We start from the raw sequence: 17,181 nt of genomic DNA on the forward strand, positions 1-17,181 counted from the left end.
CAGCCGTTCGCCCACCGGACTACCCAGGAGCAGCCACCATGACCAGCAGCACCGGCCCGTTCATCGCCGCGATCGACCAGGGCACCACCTCCTCCCGCTGCATCGTCTTCGACCGCGACGGCCGCATCGTCGCCGTCGACCAGAAGGAGCACGCGCAGATCTTCCCGAAGCCGGGCTGGGTCGAGCACGACGCCGCCGAGATCTGGACCAACGTCCAGGAGGTCGTCGCCGGGGCCATCGCCAAGGCTGAGATCACTTCCGCCGACGTCAAGGCGGTCGGCATCACCAACCAGCGCGAGACCACCGTCCTGTGGGACAAGAACACCGGCGAGCCGGTGCACAACGCGCTGGTCTGGCAGGACACCCGCACCGACGCCCTGTGCAAGGAGCTCGGCCGCAACGTCGGCCAGGACCGCTTCCGCCGCGAGACCGGCCTGCCGCTGGCGAGCTACTTCGCGGGCCCGAAGGTCCGCTGGCTGCTCGACAACGTCGAGGGCCTGCGCGAGCGCGCCGAGGCCGGCGACATCCTCTTCGGCACCATGGACTCCTGGGTCATCTGGAACCTCACCGGCGGCGCCGAGGGCGGTCACCACGTCACCGACGTGACCAACGCCTCGCGCACCATGCTGATGAACCTGCACACCCTGGCCTGGGACGAGAAGATCGCCGAGTCCATGGGCGTCCCGCTCAACGTCCTCCCGGAGATCAAGTCCTCCGCCGAGGTCTACGGCCACGTCAAGGAAGGCGTCCTCGCCGGTGTCCCGGTCGCCTCGGCGCTCGGCGACCAGCAGGCCGCCCTGTTCGGCCAGACCTGTTTCGCCGAGGGCGAGGCGAAGTCCACGTACGGCACCGGAACGTTCATGCTGATGAACACCGGCGACAAGATCATCAACTCCTACAGCGGCCTGCTGACCACGGTCGGCTACCAGATCGGCGACCAGAAGCCGGTCTACGCGCTGGAGGGCTCCATCGCCGTCACCGGCTCGCTCGTCCAGTGGATGCGCGACCAGATGGGCCTGATCAAGTCCGCGGCCGAGATCGAGACCCTGGCCTCCTCGGTCGAGGACAACGGCGGCGCCTACTTCGTGCCGGCCTTCTCCGGTCTGTTCGCCCCGTACTGGCGCTCCGACGCCCGCGGTGTGATCGCCGGCCTCACCCGGTACGTCACCAAGGCGCACATCGCCCGTGCCGTCCTGGAGGCCACCGCCTGGCAGACCCGCGAGATCACCGACGCCATGACCAAGGACTCGGGCGTCGAGCTCGCCGCCCTCAAGGTCGACGGCGGCATGACCTCCAACAACCTGCTGATGCAGACGCTCTCGGACTTCCTGGACGCCCCCGTGGTCCGTCCGATGGTCGCCGAGACCACCTGCCTCGGCGCCGCCTACGCCGCCGGCCTGGCCGTCGGTTTCTGGCCCGACACCGACGCCCTGCGCGCCAACTGGCGCCGCGCGGCGGAGTGGACCCCGCGGATGCCCGCCGAGCAGCGGGACCGCGAGTACAAGAGCTGGCTCAAGGCCGTGGAGCGTTCCATGGGCTGGGTCGACGACGAAGACGCCAGCTGACCGCACCAGCTGAGTCAATCGACGAGGAGCTAAGAGAGATATGAGCAGCCTGCAGAGCGTTCCCACACTGGGGACGCACCCGACCGCCGGTTCCAACGCGAGCCGCGCCGAGACCCGTGAGCAGCTGGCGAAGGCCACGTACGACCTGCTGGTCATCGGCGGTGGAATCCTGGGCACCTCGGTGGCCTGGCACGCCGCGCAGTCGGGTCTGCGGGTCGCCATGGTGGACGCCGGCGACTTCGCCGGCGCCACCTCCTCGGCCTCCTCCAAGCTCGTCCACGGCGGCCTGCGCTACCTGCAGACCGGCGCGGTCAAGCTGGTCGCCGAGAACCACCACGAGCGCCGGGTGCTGGCCAAGGACGTGGCCCCGCACCTGGTCAACCCGCTCACCTTCTACCTGCCCGTCTACAAGGGCGGGCCGGTCGGCGCCGCGAAGCTGGGCGCGGGCGTGTTCGCGTACTCGGCGCTGTCGGGGTTCGGCGACGGCATCGGCAAGGTCATATCGCCGGCCCGTGCCGTGGCCGACAACCCGGGCCTGAAGACGGACAACTTGAAGGCCGTCGCGGTCTACTACGACCACCAGATGAACGACTCGCGCGTCGCCGTCATGACGGTCCGCGCGGCCGTCGAGTCGGGCGCGGTCGTCCTCAACCACGCCGAGGTCACCGGTCTGCGCATGACGCGGGGCCGGGTCACCGGTGCCGAGCTCAAGGACCGCCTGGACGGCACCGAGTTCGGCGTCGACGCGCGCGTCGTGCTCAACGCCACCGGCCCGTGGGTGGACCACCTGCGGCGCATGGAAGACAAGCACTCGATGCCGTCGATCCGCCTCTCCAAGGGCGCGCACATCGTGATGAAGCGCAAGTCGCCGTGGAAGGCCGCCATGGCCACCCCGATCGACAAGTACCGCATCACGTTCGCGCTCCCGTGGGAGGACCAGCTGCTGCTCGGCACCACCGACGAGGTGTACGAAGGCGACCCGGCGGACGTGCGCGCCACCGAGTCCGACATCCAGCAGATCCTGGACGAGGCGGCCTTCTCGGTGAAGGACGCCGACCTGGACCGCTCGCTGATGACGTACGCCTTCGCGGGCCTGCGGGTGCTGCCCGGCGGCCCCGGCGGCGTCGAGAAGGCCAAGCGCGAGACGGTCGTCTCCGAGGGCGCGGGCGGCATGCTGTCGGTGGCCGGCGGCAAGTGGACGACGTACCGCCACATCGGCCGCGTGGTCATGGACAAGCTGGCCAAGCTCCCGGGCAGCCCGCTGACCGAGGACATGGAGCCGGCGAAGTCGCTGGTACGCCGAATCCCGCTGCCCGGTGTCGCCAACCCGAACGCGGTCGCGCACCGCCTGCTGGTGGACCGGGAGCCGGGTACGCGGATGGACCCGCTGACCGCGCGCCACCTGGCCTCCCACTACGGCTCGCTGGCCTTCGACATCGCGCGCCTGGCGAACGAGGACGCGGCGCTGGCCGAGCGGATCCACCCGGACGGGCCGGAGATCTGGGCGCAGGTCGCCTACGCCCGGGACAACGAGTGGGCCGAGACGGTCGACGACGTGCTGCGCCGCCGTACGACGGTGACGATCCGCGGTCTGGACAGCGACGAGGTGCGCGGCCGGGTCGAGGAGATGCTGAGCCGCGGCAAGGCATAGCTCTGACGCGGGTGGGGAAGAGGGGCGGTTCCATGGGGAACCGCCCCTCTGTCGTGGGCTGTGGAAGGCGCCGTATCAAGGCTTAGGCTGACCCATGTACGCAAGGAACTTCGGAAGGAGACCTGGGTGATCGAGCTTGAGGGCGTGCCCGAGCTGATCGACCCGGTCATGGTGGCCGCGTTCGAGGGCTGGAACGACGCGGGTGACGCGGCCTCCGGTGCGGTCGCGCACCTGGACCGGGAGTGGAAGGGCGAGGTCTTCGCGGCTCTGGACGCCGAGGACTACTACGACTTCCAGGTCAACCGGCCGACGGTGTGGCTGGACAACGGGGTACGGAAGATCACCTGGCCGACGACGCGGTTGTCGGTGGTGCGGATCCGCGGCGCCAAGCCGCGCGACCTGGTGCTGGTGCGGGGGATCGAACCGTCCATGCGGTGGCGGTCGTTCTGCAACGAGATCCTCGGCTTCGCGCACGAACTGGGCGTGGAGATGGTGGTCATCCTCGGCGCGCTGCTCGGGGACACCCCGCACACGCGGCCGGTCCCGGTGAGCGGGGTGACCTCGGACGCCGATCTGGCGCGGACGATGGACCTGGAGGAGACCCGGTACGAGGGGCCGACGGGGATCGTGGGGGTGCTCCAGGAGGCCTGTACGCACGCGGGTGTTCCGGCGGTGTCGCTGTGGGCGGCGGTGCCGCACTACGTGTCGCAGCCGCCGAACCCGAAGGCGACCCTGGCGTTGCTGAACCGGCTGGAGGATCTGATCGACATCCGGATCCCGCTGGGTGAACTCCCGGAGGACGCGCGGGCGTGGCAGCTGGGCGTGGACCAACTGGCCGCCGAGGACAGCGAGGTGGCGGAGTACGTCCAGACGCTGGAGGAGGCGCGGGACACGGCGGACCTGCCGGAGGCGTCGGGCGACGCGATCGCGCGGGAGTTCGAGCGGTACTTGAGGCGGCGGGACCCTTCCGCTGCCGCGGGCGGTGAGCCGGGTGACGGGTCGTACCTGCGGGACACCTCCAGTGGTCTGACGCGCCCTCCGAAGCGCAAGCCGGACCCCTCCGGGGAGGAACCCGAGCCGCCGGCCGCGACCCCGCCGGACGAGGACGAGACTCCGCCGGAGACGCCGGAGGCGTAGCCGGGTCCGGCCGGGTGCGGCGCCGCCGCGCAAGCGTCCCGGGCTGCGCCCGGCCTTGTGGGGCTCCGCCCCACACCCCGCGCCTCAAACGCCGGCGAGGCTATTTTTAGCCTCGCCGGCGTTTGAGGCGATCTTTCAGCCCCGCCGGCGTTTGAGGCGCGGGGGTCCGGGGGCGGAGCCCCCGGCAACGGCGCCGCAGGTTACAGGGCCACGCCCAGGAGGGCGTCCACCGTCCGGGAGACCAGGCCGGGGGCCGACTCGTCGTCGCCGTCCGAGGCATTCTGCGCGTCCACCCAGCGATCCACGGCGGCCAGCGCCGCAGGCGCGTCGAGGTCTCGGGAGAGGGCCTCGCGGACCTCCTCGACGAGCGCGTCCGCCGACAGGCCGTCGGGCCGCGAGACCGCCGCCCGCCACCGCTCCAGCCGGGCCACCGCGTCCGCCAGCACCGAGTCCGTCCACTCCCAGTCGGCCCGGTAGTGGTGGGACAGCAGTGCCAGGCGGATCGCCGCCGGGTCCACGCCGGCCCGCCGCAGGGCCGAGACGAAGACCAGGTTCCCCTTGGACTTGGACATCTTCTCGCCGTGCAGCGCGACCATGCCCGCGTGTACGTACGCCTTGGCCATCGGGAACTCGCCCGTCAGGGCCTGCGCGTGCGAGGCGCCCATCTCGTGGTGCGGGAACGCCAGGTCGGAGCCACCGCCCTGGATGTCGAAGCCCATGCCGAGGTGGTCGAGGGCGATCGCCACGCACTCGATGTGCCAGCCCGGCCGGCCGCGGCCCAGCGAGGCGCCGTCCCAGCTCGGCTCGCCCGGACGGGCGGCCATCCACAGCATCGGGTCCAGCGGGTTCTTCTTGCCCGGCCGGTCGGGGTCGCCGCCCCGCTCCGCCGAGAGCAGCCGCATCGCCTCCGCGTCCAGGTTCGAGACCTGGCCGAAGTGCGGGTCGCTCTCCACGGAGAAGTAGACGTCGCCGTCCAGTTCGTACGCCGCGCCCGCGTCCCGCAGCCGCTCCACCAGCGGCACGATGCCCGGTATGGCTTCGACGGCGCCGATGTAGTGCTGCGGCGGCAGCATCCGCAGGGCGGTCATGTCCTCGCGGAAGAGGGCCGTCTCGCGTTCCGCGAGCTCGGTCCAGTCGTGGCCGTCGCGCAGCGCCCGCTCCAGCAGCGGATCGTCCACGTCCGTAACGTTCTGGACGTAGTGGACCTGCCGCTTGGTGTCGAGCCACACGCGCTGTACGAGGTCGAACGCGTTGTAGGTCGCCGCGTGACCGATGTGGGTCGCGTCGTACGGGGTGATACCGCAGACGTAGATACGGGCGACGGGACCGGGGGCGAGGGTGATCGTCCGTTGGGTCGCGGTGTCGTGGATCTGGAGGTCGCGGCCCTTGCCAGGCAGGGCGGGGACCTCAGAAGCGGGCCAGGCATGCATGCGTCGAGCCTAACCGGACGGGTGTTCCGAAAACGAACCGGACCTGCACTGTTGGCTTGATCGGCTCTCTTGCGCTCCGGCCGGTTCTATGCGTGCTCCGTCCGCCGGTTCAGACCGGCGGCCAGGGGATCGCCGGCCACTGCCCCGAGGGTTGCGGATGCACCCCGGTGCGCAGCAGCTGGGCCACCCGGTCCCGTACGGCGGCCAGCTCCACGGGGGTGATCAGTTCGGCCAGCCGGGTGGCGAGGGGCTCCGAATCGGCCAGCTGGGCGTCCAGCGAGGCCAGCACGGAGCGCGCCTCGTCGGTCAGCGGCTCCCCCGCCCACCCCCACAGCAGGGTGCGCAGCTTGTCCTCGGTGTGGAAGGTCACTCCGTGGTCGATGCCGTAGAGGTGCCCGTCGGGCGTGGGCAGCAGGTGGCCGCCCTTGCGGTCACCGTTGTTGATCACCACGTCGAGGACGGCGAGGCGGCGCAGCCGCGGGTCGTCGGCGTGGACGAGCAGGGCGGTGCGGCCCTCCCCGACCTCGGCGAGGGCGACCGGCTTCCAGCCCTCCCCCGCCTCCTCGCCGTCGACGAGCGCGAGGAGTGCCGCCTCGGGTGACTCGCCCGCCTCTATCCAGTGCTGGACCATGCCCTCGCCGTAGGGCCCGTCGCGCAGCACGGTGGCGGGCACCAGGCCCCATCCGGTGGCTTCGGAGACCAGGTAGGCGGCGCGCTCGCGCCGGGCGAGGTTGCCGTCGGGGAAGTCCCAGAGCGGCCGCTCGCCCTTGACCGGCTTGTACACGCAGTCGGCGCTGACGCCCTCGTACGTGACGCCGCACAGCAGTACCGCGTTGGACGCCTCGCGGATGCGGCCGCGTACGGTGAGCTCACCGCGGGTGAGCAGCTCCTCGATCGGAGTCACGGTGGTCACGCCTGGCGCCGGTACCCGTTCTGGCGCGGACACACGTGCCCCTCGGGGTCCAGCGGCAGGCTGCACAGCGGGCACGGTGGCCGGCCGGCGTTGACCACGTCCAGGGCCCGCTTGGCGAAGGCGCGGGCCTGGGCGCCGGAGAGGCGGACCCGCAGCATCGGCGGGCCGTTCTCCTCGTCCTGGAGGAGCCGCTCCTCGGCCTCGGCGAGGTCCTCGTCGGATTCGGCTTCGAGTTCCACCAGCGCCTGGGCCTCGACGATCATCCGCTGTTCCTCGCCGTCCCAGGCGAGGGCCATGGTGCCGACGCGGAACTCCTCCTCGACCGGCACGTCGAGCGGGGCGGTGTCGGCGGCCTCGGTGGAGGCGACGGCGGGCACCGGGGCGTTGCCGCCGGTGCGCCGTACGACCTCGTCGAGGAGCTCGTCCATCCGCTCGGCCAGCGCGGCGACCTGCGTCTTCTCCAGGGAGACGCTGGTGACCCGGGAGCCTGCGGAGGCCTGCAGGAAGAACGTACGGCGCCCCGGCAGACCGACCGTGCCGGCCACGAAGCGTTCCGGCGGGTCGTAGAGGAACACCTGACGGGGCACGTCCAGTCTCCAAATCTGGGGGTCCCCCCGGACGAAGTCTGGGGGAGGCGAGGGCAGCTGCGCGGTTGTGTTGGCCCGTCCACCCTAACGCGCCGTTCGATCACACCGCGCCCGCACCGCCCCCCACGACCGCGATCCCGCCGTCTTCCGCGGCTTTGTCCGCGGCCGGCCCCGCGGCGGGCGGCTCGTCGCGGGGTACGAAGCCGGCGAAGTCCCCGGTGTCGCCGAGCCGGAGCAGGAACGGCCGGCTCGGGGTGTAGCGGATCATGGTCACCGAGCAGGGATCGACGTGGATCCGCTGGAACAGGTCCAGGTGCATGCCCAGGGCGTCCGCGACAAGGGACTTGATGATGTCCCCGTGCGAGCACATGAGGAAGTGGGCGTCGCCGCCGTGCTCCTCCTCGATCCGCGTGTTCCACTCCCGTACGGCGTCCACGGCGCGGGCCTGCATGGCGCGCATGGACTCGCCGCCGGGGAAGGCCGCGGCCGAGGGGTGCTGCTGGACGATCTTCATGAGGGGTTCGTCGGAGAGTTCGGAGAGTTTGCGGCCCGACCAGTCGCCGTAGTGGCATTCGCCGATGCGCTCGTCGGTGTGCAGTGCCAGGTCCGGGCGGGCGGCCAGCAGGGGCGCGAGCGTCTCGCCGCAGCGTTGCAGCGGGCTGGTGACGGCTGCCGCGATCGGCACCCCGGCGAGCCTGCCCGGGAGCGCCGCCGCCTGTTCGGCGCCGCGCTCGTCGAGGGCCACTCCCGGGGTCCATCCGGCGAGCAGCCCTGCGGTGTTGGCGGTGGACCGCCCGTGTCGTACGAGGATCAGCGTGGCCATGGGCCCACCCTAAGCGGTGGCACCGGTATGCGGAGATGGGTCGGGCGGGGGAGAATGCGCGCGTGATTGTGGACTGCGCGATGTACCGGGACGGCCGTCGCTCCAACGCTCCCGGGGACTTCTCGGACGCCCTCGACGAGGCGCGGGCCACGGGGGACGCCTTCCTGTGGATCGGCATGCACGAGCCGACGGAGAAGGAGTTCGAGCACGTCAGCCAGGAGTTCGGACTGCATCCGCTGGCCGTGGAGGACGCGCTGACCGCGCACCAGCGTCCGAAGCTGGAGGTCTACGACGACTCGCTCTTCGTCGTCCTCAAGCCGGTGACGTACGACGACGACCGCGACACGGTGACCGCCGGCGAGCTGATGGTGTTCATAGGTGACTCGTTCGTGGTCACGGTCCGGCACGGGGAGGGGGCCGCGCTGACCGCCGTCCGGCAGCGGCTGGAGCACGAGCCGGACGTCCTGCGGCACGGCCCCACGGCGGTGCTGTACGCGGTGTCCGACGCTGTGGTGGACCACTACATCGACGTAGCGGGCGAACTCCAGGTGGACCTGGAGGAGCTGGAGGCGGAGGTCTTCGCGCCGAACGCCACGGACACCAAGAACACGGCCGCCCGGATCTACGCCTTCAAGCGGCAGGTGCTGGAGTTCCGGCGCTCGACGAGCCCGCTGCTCCAGCCGATGGACCGGCTCGCCTTCGGGAGCGTGCCGTTCGTGCACGAGCACGCCCAGCCCTTCTTCCGCGATGTCGCCGACCACCTGACCAAGGCGAACGAGTACATCGAGGGCCTGGACCGGCTGTTGTCGGACGCGCTGGCCGCGCATCTGGCGCAGATGGGCGTCCGGCAGAACGACGACATGCGCAAGATCTCGGCCTGGGCGGCCATGGCGGCCGTCCCGACGATGGTCGCGGGGATCTACGGGATGAACTTCGACCACATGCCGGAGCTCAGGAACGAGTGGGGCTATCCGGGCGTCGTCGTGCTGATGGCGGGCGTGTGCCTGGGCCTGCACCGGCTGTTCAAGAGCCGCGGCTGGCTGTAGGGGGCGTGCGGGGGGCGGTTACGCGAGCCCGGCCGCGCTGGTCGGTGCGCCCCCCAGGGCGTCGCGCCGCTCCGGCATGCGCAGGCCCACCATCCGGTGCCAGCCGCTGAACCGCTCGTACGCGTACATCCCGCGGATACCGGCGGCGAGCACGGCCGCCTTGGGCGCGGGCCACTTCAGCAGCCGCCCCATGTGGCCCATGACGGCGAGGCTCACGTCCCGGTAGATGGCGATCTCGGCCAGCGCGCTCTCGCGCAGCACCCGCTGGATGGTCCGGCCGTGTCCCTCGTGGGCGAGCCTCAGCAGTTCCTCGTGGCAGTAGGCGAGGTGGTTGTCCTCGTCGTCGCTGATCATGTGGATGGCCTTGCCGACCTCGGGGTGGTCCCCGAAGTTCTTGACCAGCATCTCCATCTGGTCGGCGGCGCGCTGTTCGGTGACCCGGCTGTGCGAGAGGTAGACGAGGATGTCCTCCTCCGTCAGCGGCTCCTCGCGGCGCAGCTTGTCGTGCGCGAGGCCGATTCCGTGCCGCTCCAGCAGCATCGTGTAGTCGGTCTCGAGAGGTACGGGGACGGGCGGCAGCCCGCGTTTGCGGAGCAGGGCGTTGAAGATCCGGCCGTGCTTGTCCTCGTCTGCGCCGTGTCGGGTGATCTTGGGGGCGAGATGGCGCATGCCTGCGGGAACCAGGGCCGCGATCCGGCCGTTTTCCCAGCCGCCCTGGGCCTCCCCGCTGGCGGCGATGGAGCAGAACAGCTGGAAGGAGTCGTCGTTGTCGACGATCTCCTGGAAGAGGCTGCGGGCAGAGAGCATAAATCGAGTCAAATGCGGATTTCCCGGGCGGGCAACCGATACATCGCACTACTCGGCCGAATGAACGAGTCGAAAGGGTGGCGCGGCGGGCGTAACCCGGCGGGCTCCCCACGCGTTGTTGGCTGTGACGGCCGTGGCGGGGAGGACCCCCCGAGCCCCCACCACGGCCGCAGGCTCCTTCTTCACACCGGCGGATGCGCCGGGCCGACTGTCAGGCGAGGCCCGCGCGTTCCATGGCCTCGGTGCCGGCCCGCAGGGCGGTGAGCCGCTCGTCGAGGGTGAATCCGGCCGGGGCCAGTGTCAGGGTGGTGACCCCGGCCTCGGCGTAGGCCCGCATCCCGTCGGCGATCCGCTCGACCGGGCCGAGCAGGGTGGTCGAGTCGATGAGGGAGTGCGGAACGGCCTGCGCCGCGCCCGTCTTGTCGCCGCCCAGGTACTTGGCTTGGATCTCGGCGGCCTCCTTCTCGTAGCCCATGCGCTGGGCGAGCTGGTTGTAGAAGTTCTGCTTGGGGCTGCCCATGCCGCCCACGTACAGGGCGGTGTACGGACGGAACATGTCCGCCAGCGCGGTCACGTCGTCGCCGACGGCCAGCGGGACGGTCGGGCAGACGTCAAAGCCGTCCATGGTCAGCCCGGCCTTGTCGCGGCCCGCGCGGATGTGGCGCAGCGCGGTCTCCTCCAGGTGCGCGGCGGACGGGAAGATCAGCAGCGCGCCGTCGGCGATCTCGCCCGTCTGTTCCAGGTTCTTCGGCCCGATGGCGGCGATGTAGAGGGGGATGTGCTCGCGCTCGGGGTGCACGGTGAGCTTGAGCGGCTTGCCGGGGCCGCCCGGCAGCGGGAGGGTCCAGTGCTGGCCCTCGTACGAGAGGCGCTCGCGGCTCATGGCCTTGCGGACGATCTCCACGTACTCCCGGGTCCGCGCGAGCGGCTTGTCGAACTTGACGCCGTACCAGCCCTCGGAGACCTGCGGTCCGGAGACGCCGAGGCCGAGGCGGAAGCGGCCCTTGGTGAGGGAGTCGAGGGTGGCGGCGGTCATGGCCGTCATCGCGGGCTGGCGGGCCGGGATCTGGAAGATCGCGGAGCCGACGTCGATGCGCTCGGTCTGGGCGGCGACCCAGGCCAGGACGGTGGCGGCATCGGACCCGTAGGCCTCGGCGGCCCAGCAGACGTCGTAGCCGAGGCGGTCGGCCTCCTGGGCGACGGCGAGGTTGTCGGCGTCCATGCCAGCGCCCCAGTAGCCGAGATTGATGCCGAGCCGCATGTGTCGTCCCCTTACGGTTTACCGATCAGTAACGTTCGTTGCCGGGACTGTAGCGCGCCAAGGTCCGATCCGTCAGCGCCCCAGTAGTCTCAGCGCTCATGGAGCAGAGGCATCTCGGCCGCACCGGCCTGCGCGTGTCCCGGATCGGCCTCGGTACCCTGACCTGGGGCCGTTCCGCGGGCGGACCGGACGAGTCGGGCGCCGCCGAGCAGTTGAAGACCTTCTGGGAGGCGGGCGGCACGCTCGTCGACACCGCCGACGTGTACGGGGGCGGGGAGGCGGAGTACCTCCTCGGGCAGCTGCTGGGCGGGGTGGTGCCGCGCCGGGACCTGGTGATCGCGACGAAGTCGGGCTCCGTGCGCGACCCGGACCGGCGCTTCGACGGCTCGCGCGGCCATCTCCTCGCGGCGCTGGACGATTCGCTGGCCCGCCTGGGCACCGATTACGTGGACCTGTGGCACGTGCACGGCTTCGATCCGGCGACCCCGCTGGAGGAGACCCTCCAGGTGCTGGACCTGGCGGTCGCGAGCGGCCGGGCCCGGTACGCGGGGGTGTCGAACTTCAGCGGCTGGCAGCTGGCGAAGGCGGCGACCTGGCAGCTCGCGGCGCCCGGGGCGCGGACCCGCCTGGCCTCGACACAGATGGAGTACTCCCTCCTGCAGCGGGGCGTGGAACGGGAGGTGCTGCCTGCGGCGCTGGACCTGGGCGTCGGCCTGCTGCCCTCCTCGCCGTTGGGCCGGGGTGTCCTGACGGGCAAGTACCGGGACGGCACCCCGGTGGACTCCCGGGCCGCGTCGGAGACGCTGGCCGCGTTCGTGGACCCGTACCTGGACGAGGCGCCGAGCCGGATCGTGGACGCGGTGGTCACGGCGGCGCAGGGCCTGGCGGTGACCCCGCTCCAGGTCGCGCTCGCGTGGGTCCGCGACCGGCCGGGGGTGGTCGCGCCGATCGTCGGCGCGCGGACGGCGGCGCAGCTCGGGGCGGCTCTGTCGGTGGAGGCCCTTAGTCTTCCGGAGGAGATCTGCCAGGCGCTGGACGACGTTTCGGCGCCGCTGCACCGCTATCCCGATCAGGACTGGAGCACGCTGTGAGTACGGACCCCGAGGCCGCCGCCGCCGCTGCCGCTGCCGCGGAGGAACCGGAGAAGACCATCGCCCCGGAAGCCACACCCACCCGCGAGACGCCGGAGCCCTCTGGCCCCACCCCCGAGCCCGGCACGGCCACGCCGGCGCCCTCTGACGCCACCGCCGAGCCCGGCACGGCCGCGCCGCAGGCCGCCGCAGACCCCGCGCCCGGCGAAGCCGGGGACGACGGCCCGGGGGCCGAGCCCCAGAACGAACCCGCCGCAAGCGAGGGGGGCCCGGGGGCCGAGCCCCAGGACGAACCCGCCGCAGGCGAGGGGGGCCCGGGGGCGGAGCCGCAGGACGAACCCGCCGCAGGCGAGGGGGGGCCGGGGGCCGAGCCCCAGGACGGACCCGCCGCAGGCGAGGGGGGGCCGGGGGCGGAGCCACCGGTTTCGGGAAGGGGCGGGGTGGGGGAAAGCACTGCGGGCACCGCGGAGGCCGACGCGGAGGCCGACGCGGAGGCGCAACCGGCCGCCGCGGGCGAAGTCGGGGACGGGGCCGCAGGCGGGGACGAGGCTCGGCCGGGGCTTAGCGAGGCGCAGGCCGAGTTGGCCGCGCAGAAGGTGGAGCGGGAGCGGATCGAGCGGCGCAAGGCCGAGCGACAGGCACCCGTCGAGGCCGGCGCGAAACTGAGCGGGAAGGCCGCCGATCTGCTGGCCGCCGTACGGGCCGTGGAGAGCGGGGAGAAGCCCCCCGCCGTGTACTTCGACGACGCGCCGACCGCCCCGCGCAAGGCGGTCGCCCCTCCCCCGGCGCCTCGTCCCGCGGCCCCGGTCCCCGCCCCCGCGGCGCCCGCCGCGCCGTCCGCCGACGCCGTGGCCGCCCTGCGGGCCGTGCTCGCACGGGGCGGGGCACCCGAGGGGCTGGCCGAGGCGGCCGCCACCGCCCTGGGCGAGGGGGCCGCCGGGCAACTGGCCGAGGACCCCTGGCGGCTGCTGGCCGTCGCCGGGGTGCGCCCCGCCCAGGCGGACGGCTTCGCGCGCGCCCTGCTGGGCCCGGAGGCCGACCCGGCGGACGAGCGCCGCACGGCCGCCCTGGTGAGCTGGCTGCTGGAGCAGGCCGCGCTCAAGGGGCACACCGCGCTGGAGGCGCCCATCCTGGAGTCCGCCCTCGCCCAGTACGGCGTACCGGACCCAGCCGCGGCCCTGGAACAGGCCATCGGCGACGGGACGGTGCTGGTGTTCAACGAACCGCTAGGTCCGCCGGCCGAGGTCGCGGACGAGGAGGCCGAGCAGCCCGTACGCGTGCTCGTGGGCCTGGAGGGGTACGCCCTGGCCGAGGAGAGCCTGGCCGACGGCCTGACCCGGCTGGCCAACACCTTCGACGACCCGGCGGACTGGGACGAGGCCGCCACCGGGCCGGGCGCCGAGCTGATCCGGGCCGTCGCCGGCCACGGCCTGGTCACCCACACCGGCGGTGAGGCCGCCCGCGCCGAGCCGCTGGCCCTGGCGGCGGCCGCCCGGGAGTTCGGGCTGCGAGTCTGCTTCGCCGCGCACACCCCGTCGAACGGGGCCGTCACGGTGCCGGGGCTAATCGCCGGCACCGAAGGCCCGGGCCGGGATGCCGACGGCCGGTTCGCGCTGGACCTGCTCGTGGTCCTCGACGCCCCGCAGCTCGACGTGGAGACCGCGGCCGCGCTGGTGGAGTCCGTCCCCGACGGGGCCCGGCTGGTGCTGTCCGGGGATCCGGGAGTGCTCGGGTCCGCCGGTCCGGGCCGGGTGTTCGCCGATGTCCTGGCCGCCCGTGCCTGCCCCCAGGTGGTCTCCCGAGTCCCGGACCCCGGTCCGCTCGGCGAGCTGGTCTCGGGGATCGGGATCGGGGAGCTGAACCAGGTAGACGCCCCCGGCAAGGAGGTCGTCATCGTCCCGGTGCGCGACGCCGGGGAGGCCGTCCACCGCGCCGTGCAGCTGGTCGCCGAGTCGGTGCCGCGCGCCTTCGGGATCCCGGCGGACAGCGTCCAGGTGATCACCCCGGGCCATGGCGGCTCCGCGGGGACCCGGGCGCTGAACGCCGCCCTCAAGGAGCGGCTGAACCCCGGCCCCGGCCGGTTCGGCGGCTTCGACCCCGGCGACCGCGTCGTGTACGTGCCCTCGCCCGGGCGGGCGGTGCCGGCCCGGGTGGTGTCGGCCGACGCGGAGGGGCTGCACCTGGACAGCGCGGGCGCGCGGATCCTCGTACCGAGGGAGCGGGTGGAGGCGCGGGTCCGGCACGGCTGGGCCGTGACGGCGCACCAGGCCGTGGGCGCACGCTGGCCGGCGGTGGTCGTCGTACTGCCGGGTGACGCGGCACAGGCGCTGTCGCGGGACTGGGTCTACACGGCGTTCGGGCGGGCCGAGCGGCACCTGTCCGTGGTGCACGGGGTGGACCAGGCACTGGCGCACGCGGTCGCGGAGGTGCCGCCGAAGCCGCGGACGACCCGGCTGACGGGCCTGCTGAGCGCCCTGGTGGCGGCGGCGGAACAGCCCGAGTGAGCGAAGCGGCCCCCGCCCTGCCGGGCGGGGGCCGCTCCTTCGGCTTTCTCAGGCCGGGGCCAGTCCCGGCTCAGCCGTCTCGTCGTCGTCTTCGGCGGCTTCCTCGGATTCTTCGTTCTCCTCCGCGGCCTCGTCGTCCTCGTAGTCCTCCGACTCCTCGTCGAAGACGGAGCTCACGTCGAAGCGGTGCAGTACGTCCTGCGGATCGGTGTGTCCGAAGGGGGAGTTGAGCCACTCCCCCGGTTCGGCGATCTCCTCCGAAGTCGCGATCCACAGCGTGGAGTCGCCCTCCTCCAGACCGAACTCCTTGTAACGAGAGGCGATTTCGTCGGGCTCGTACTCCCCGAAGAGGACGCCCAGCGCGCCGGCGGTACCGCTCTCGTCATCGAGTGCGGCCTCGCGGTCGAGTGCGGCGAGGCGCTCGGCCTGCGCGATCAGCCGGTGCGGTTCCACGACGGCGTAGTCACGGCGGATGAGCACGCTGATGGCGGCGGGCTCGGTGGGGCCGGTGTACGGTGCGGGTTCCTCGGGGGTGGGAATCTCGAAGGGGGTGACCTCGTCGTACCGGTCGTAGAGGAGTTCGTCGTACTCCTCGGCGGCGGCGGCGAGTTCGTTGAACGCCGCGTAGACGGCCGGGTCCTCTTCCCCGGCCCTGCTCTCGACCGCGGCGAGGTGACGGTCGAGAGCGGCCTTGACCGCCTCGGCGGCGGCGCGTACCTCGGCAACAGTGGGCAGAGCAGCATCAGACATAGTGCAGACGCTATCCGTAGCAGGGCTCTGCTTGCACAATAGATGCGATGCCGGAATACGAATTTGTCGACGTGTACGTACCGCGCGGAGTGCCCCGCAAGGAAGCCACCCGCCTGCTGATCGATCACGCCGAGTACGGGAACTGGGAGCTGGACCGGCTGACACTGCACCGGGACGGCAGCCGACGGGTGCGTCTGCGCCGCCGGATCATCCGCCAGGTACGCGCCACCTGGTGACGCGGGCACCGTCTCCGGTGCCCGCGTCGGCCGAACCGGTCAGGCGGCGCCGCGTGCCCGCCGGTAGAGCACGGCGCCGCCCAGCAGCAGGGCGCCTGCGATCGGCACGCCCGCGCTGAGGACGTCACCGGCGCCCGTGGCCGCGAGACCCGGAGTGGAGCCGGTGTGCGTACCCGTGGCGGGGCTCGTGGTGATCGGCGTGACCGTTCCCCGGCCGGGGCTCGTGGAGGTTTCGGGCGCACCCGGCGTCCTGGGCTTTCCGGGGGTATCCGGGTTCTCAGGCGTGCCGGGGATTCCGGGGTTGCCCGGCTCCTCGCCGTCGCACGGCTCGCCCGGGCCACCGGGGTGACCCGGGTTGCCGGGGGTTCCGGGGTGGCCCGGGTGACCGGGAGTACCCGGGATTCCGGGGTGATCCGGGGTGCCGGGGTGACCGGGGGTACCCGGGGTTCCGGGGTGACCTGGCGTGCCCGGGTTGCCGGGGTGACCTGGGGTGCCGGGGTGACCGGGAGTACCCGGGTTTCCGGGGTGACCAGGAGTTCCCGGGGTTCCGGGATGACCGGGGGTACCCGGGTTTCCGGGATGACCGGGGGTGCCCGGGTTTCCGGGGTGACCGGGCTTGCCCGGCTTGCTGCCGTTGGAGCAGTGGTTTCCGAAGGCGGGATTCAGCAGTCCCACCACTGTGACCGTGTTGCCACAGACGTTCACCGGCGCGTCCACGGGCGCCTGTACGTTGTTCCCGGACAGAAGGCCCGGAGAGTTCGCGGCATGTCCGGCCGCGCCGGAATCCGCGTGCGCGTGCCCCCCGCCCAGCGCGAGCACCCCGCCCGCGGCCGCCATCGTGATCAGCGTCTTCCTGGTGACCTGTCGTCGCATCTGTACTCGTCCCCTGCTGTGCTCGTTCGGCCCGGCGTAGTGGCCGTAACTGCGCCCCCGCCGCGTACGCCGGAAAAGATCGGATTCCGGGCCGGAAAGCCCGGTGGCCCCGGAACGCTGGAATGCGCTCCGGGGCCAGAACTTCAGATGCGTCAGGCGTTGACGCAGGTGTTGCCGAAGGCCGGGTTCAGCAGGGCGATGATGTTCACGGTGTTGCCGCAGACATTGACCGGCACGTGAACCGGAACCTGGACGACGTTGCCGGACAGGACACCGGGGGAGCCGATGGCCGCACCCTGGGCACCCGCGTCGGCGACAGCCAGGCCCGCACCCGCGAGAACCAGACCACCGGTGGCAGCCGCAGCGGCGACAACCTTCTTGAGCATTGTTCCTCCTAGTAGGCAAGTGCGGTCCCAGCCGCGGACCGCACCACCTGTAACGAGGAGGGATCACCAGGGCTACGAGCGTATGAGTGCATTCACTCTTCTCAGTGGTTTGCGCACACCT

Annotated in this window: 16 protein-coding genes; 7 read left to right on the forward strand and 9 right to left on the reverse strand. The window is 72.2% G+C overall.

The features are described from left to right. The first annotated feature begins 38 nt into the window (after positions 1 to 38). From glpK to MTF65_RS20325, 3 genes are all read left to right on the forward strand, one after another. A complete protein-coding gene (gene glpK, locus MTF65_RS20315; RefSeq protein ID WP_243630244.1) occupies positions 39 to 1,565 on the forward strand; it encodes a glycerol kinase GlpK in 1,527 nt (508 codons plus the stop codon). A gap of 40 nt (positions 1,566 to 1,605) precedes the next feature. Next, positions 1,606 to 3,216: a glycerol-3-phosphate dehydrogenase/oxidase gene (locus tag MTF65_RS20320; protein WP_243630245.1), complete on the forward strand. Its 1,611-nt coding sequence runs from the start codon at positions 1,606 to 1,608 to the stop codon at positions 3,214 to 3,216. Between the two features lie 126 nt (positions 3,217 to 3,342). After that, positions 3,343 to 4,353 carry a PAC2 family protein gene (locus MTF65_RS20325; protein ID WP_243630247.1) on the forward strand — a complete coding sequence of 337 codons (1,011 nt, stop codon included), beginning with the start codon at positions 3,343 to 3,345 and terminating at the stop codon, positions 4,351 to 4,353. A 200-nt stretch (positions 4,354 to 4,553) separates the two neighbouring features. On the opposite strand, the gene mshC is transcribed toward MTF65_RS20325, so the two are convergent. The 4 genes from mshC to MTF65_RS20345 form a co-directional block, all read right to left on the reverse strand. After that, the gene (gene mshC / locus MTF65_RS20330; RefSeq protein ID WP_243630248.1) at positions 4,554 to 5,783 is read right to left on the reverse strand and encodes a cysteine--1-D-myo-inosityl 2-amino-2-deoxy-alpha-D-glucopyranoside ligase; all 1,230 of its coding nucleotides are present in this window, start codon (positions 5,781 to 5,783) and stop codon (positions 4,554 to 4,556) included. 109 nt (positions 5,784 to 5,892) lie between these two features. Further along, on the reverse strand, positions 5,893 to 6,687 hold the full coding sequence (locus MTF65_RS20335; protein WP_243630431.1) for an SCO1664 family protein: 795 nt from the start codon (positions 6,685 to 6,687) through the stop codon (positions 5,893 to 5,895). Positions 6,688 to 6,692: 5 nt separating this feature from the next. Continuing rightward, the gene (locus tag MTF65_RS20340; RefSeq protein WP_243630250.1) at positions 6,693 to 7,283 is read right to left on the reverse strand and encodes a DUF3090 domain-containing protein; all 591 of its coding nucleotides are present in this window, start codon (positions 7,281 to 7,283) and stop codon (positions 6,693 to 6,695) included. A 100-nt stretch (positions 7,284 to 7,383) separates the two neighbouring features. Next, positions 7,384 to 8,106, reverse strand: coding sequence for a histidine phosphatase family protein (locus MTF65_RS20345; protein ID WP_243630252.1), 723 nt, complete (start codon positions 8,104 to 8,106; stop codon positions 7,384 to 7,386). Between the two features lie 35 nt (positions 8,107 to 8,141). Here MTF65_RS20345 and corA point away from each other — a divergent pair, with 35 nt between their 5' ends. Continuing rightward, positions 8,142 to 9,152, forward strand: coding sequence for a magnesium/cobalt transporter CorA (corA, locus tag MTF65_RS20350; RefSeq protein ID WP_243630254.1), 1,011 nt, complete (start codon positions 8,142 to 8,144; stop codon positions 9,150 to 9,152). Positions 9,153 to 9,170: 18 nt separating this feature from the next. On the opposite strand, the gene MTF65_RS20355 is transcribed toward corA, so the two are convergent. Beyond that, positions 9,171 to 9,959 carry a ferritin-like domain-containing protein gene (locus tag MTF65_RS20355; RefSeq protein ID WP_243630255.1) on the reverse strand — a complete coding sequence of 263 codons (789 nt, stop codon included), beginning with the start codon at positions 9,957 to 9,959 and terminating at the stop codon, positions 9,171 to 9,173. Positions 9,960 to 10,170: 211 nt separating this feature from the next. Continuing rightward, on the reverse strand, positions 10,171 to 11,220 hold the full coding sequence (locus tag MTF65_RS20360; protein WP_243630257.1) for an LLM class F420-dependent oxidoreductase: 1,050 nt from the start codon (positions 11,218 to 11,220) through the stop codon (positions 10,171 to 10,173). 98 nt (positions 11,221 to 11,318) lie between these two features. Here MTF65_RS20360 and MTF65_RS20365 point away from each other — a divergent pair, with 98 nt between their 5' ends. Together MTF65_RS20365 and MTF65_RS20370 are read left to right on the forward strand one after the other, a co-directional pair. Continuing rightward, positions 11,319 to 12,311, forward strand: a complete 993-nt coding sequence (locus MTF65_RS20365; RefSeq protein WP_243630258.1) for an aldo/keto reductase — start codon at positions 11,319 to 11,321, stop codon at positions 12,309 to 12,311. A gap of 59 nt (positions 12,312 to 12,370) precedes the next feature. Then, entirely contained in the window at positions 12,371 to 14,815 is a 2,445-nt protein-coding gene (locus MTF65_RS20370) for a helix-hairpin-helix domain-containing protein (protein WP_374207272.1), read from the forward strand. A gap of 48 nt (positions 14,816 to 14,863) precedes the next feature. Here the strand turns inward: MTF65_RS20370 and MTF65_RS20375 are convergent, their stop codons facing one another. Next, the gene (locus tag MTF65_RS20375) at positions 14,864 to 15,565 is read right to left on the reverse strand and encodes a hypothetical protein (protein WP_243630261.1); all 702 of its coding nucleotides are present in this window, start codon (positions 15,563 to 15,565) and stop codon (positions 14,864 to 14,866) included. A 47-nt stretch (positions 15,566 to 15,612) separates the two neighbouring features. Between MTF65_RS20375 and MTF65_RS20380 the strand changes: the two genes are divergently transcribed. After that, on the forward strand, positions 15,613 to 15,801 hold the full coding sequence (locus tag MTF65_RS20380; protein ID WP_243630263.1) for a DUF5703 family protein: 189 nt from the start codon (positions 15,613 to 15,615) through the stop codon (positions 15,799 to 15,801). Between the two features lie 39 nt (positions 15,802 to 15,840). Here MTF65_RS20380 and MTF65_RS20385 read toward each other — a convergent pair whose 3' ends face one another. Together MTF65_RS20385 and chpH are read right to left on the reverse strand one after the other, a co-directional pair. Further along, entirely contained in the window at positions 15,841 to 16,674 is an 834-nt protein-coding gene (locus MTF65_RS20385) for a chaplin (protein ID WP_243630265.1), read from the reverse strand. Positions 16,675 to 16,826: 152 nt separating this feature from the next. Next, positions 16,827 to 17,060 (reverse strand): chaplin ChpH, encoded by a 234-nt coding sequence (gene chpH, locus MTF65_RS20390; RefSeq protein ID WP_243630266.1) that lies wholly within the window; start codon positions 17,058 to 17,060, stop codon positions 16,827 to 16,829. Positions 17,061 to 17,181: the final 121 nt, after the last annotated feature.

It is taken from the genome of Streptomyces sp. APSN-46.1, from assembly GCF_022815725.1.
GTDB lineage: Bacteria > Actinomycetota > Actinomycetes > Streptomycetales > Streptomycetaceae > Streptomyces.

What these genes read in the sequence shown, in the direction of transcription:
- glpK (WP_243630244.1), top strand. Translation starts at nt 39, where the DNA reads ATGACCAGCAGCACCGGCCCGTTCATCGCCGCGATCGACCAGGGCACC.
- MTF65_RS20320 (WP_243630245.1), top strand. Translation starts at nt 1,606, where the DNA reads ATGAGCAGCCTGCAGAGCGTTCCCACACTGGGGACGCACCCGACCGCC.
- mshC (WP_243630248.1), bottom strand. Translation starts at nt 5,783, where the DNA reads ATGCATGCCTGGCCCGCTTCTGAGGTCCCCGCCCTGCCTGGCAAGGGC.
- MTF65_RS20345 (WP_243630252.1), bottom strand. Translation starts at nt 8,106, where the DNA reads ATGGCCACGCTGATCCTCGTACGACACGGGCGGTCCACCGCCAACACC.
- corA (WP_243630254.1), top strand. Translation starts at nt 8,142, where the DNA reads ATGGGTCGGGCGGGGGAGAATGCGCGCGTGATTGTGGACTGCGCGATG.
- MTF65_RS20355 (WP_243630255.1), bottom strand. Translation starts at nt 9,959, where the DNA reads ATGCTCTCTGCCCGCAGCCTCTTCCAGGAGATCGTCGACAACGACGAC.
- MTF65_RS20360 (WP_243630257.1), bottom strand. Translation starts at nt 11,220, where the DNA reads ATGCGGCTCGGCATCAATCTCGGCTACTGGGGCGCTGGCATGGACGCC.
- MTF65_RS20365 (WP_243630258.1), top strand. Translation starts at nt 11,319, where the DNA reads ATGGAGCAGAGGCATCTCGGCCGCACCGGCCTGCGCGTGTCCCGGATC.
- MTF65_RS20375 (WP_243630261.1), bottom strand. Translation starts at nt 15,565, where the DNA reads ATGTCTGATGCTGCTCTGCCCACTGTTGCCGAGGTACGCGCCGCCGCC.
- MTF65_RS20380 (WP_243630263.1), top strand. Translation starts at nt 15,613, where the DNA reads ATGCCGGAATACGAATTTGTCGACGTGTACGTACCGCGCGGAGTGCCC.
- MTF65_RS20385 (WP_243630265.1), bottom strand. Translation starts at nt 16,674, where the DNA reads ATGCGACGACAGGTCACCAGGAAGACGCTGATCACGATGGCGGCCGCG.
- chpH (WP_243630266.1), bottom strand. Translation starts at nt 17,060, where the DNA reads ATGCTCAAGAAGGTTGTCGCCGCTGCGGCTGCCACCGGTGGTCTGGTT.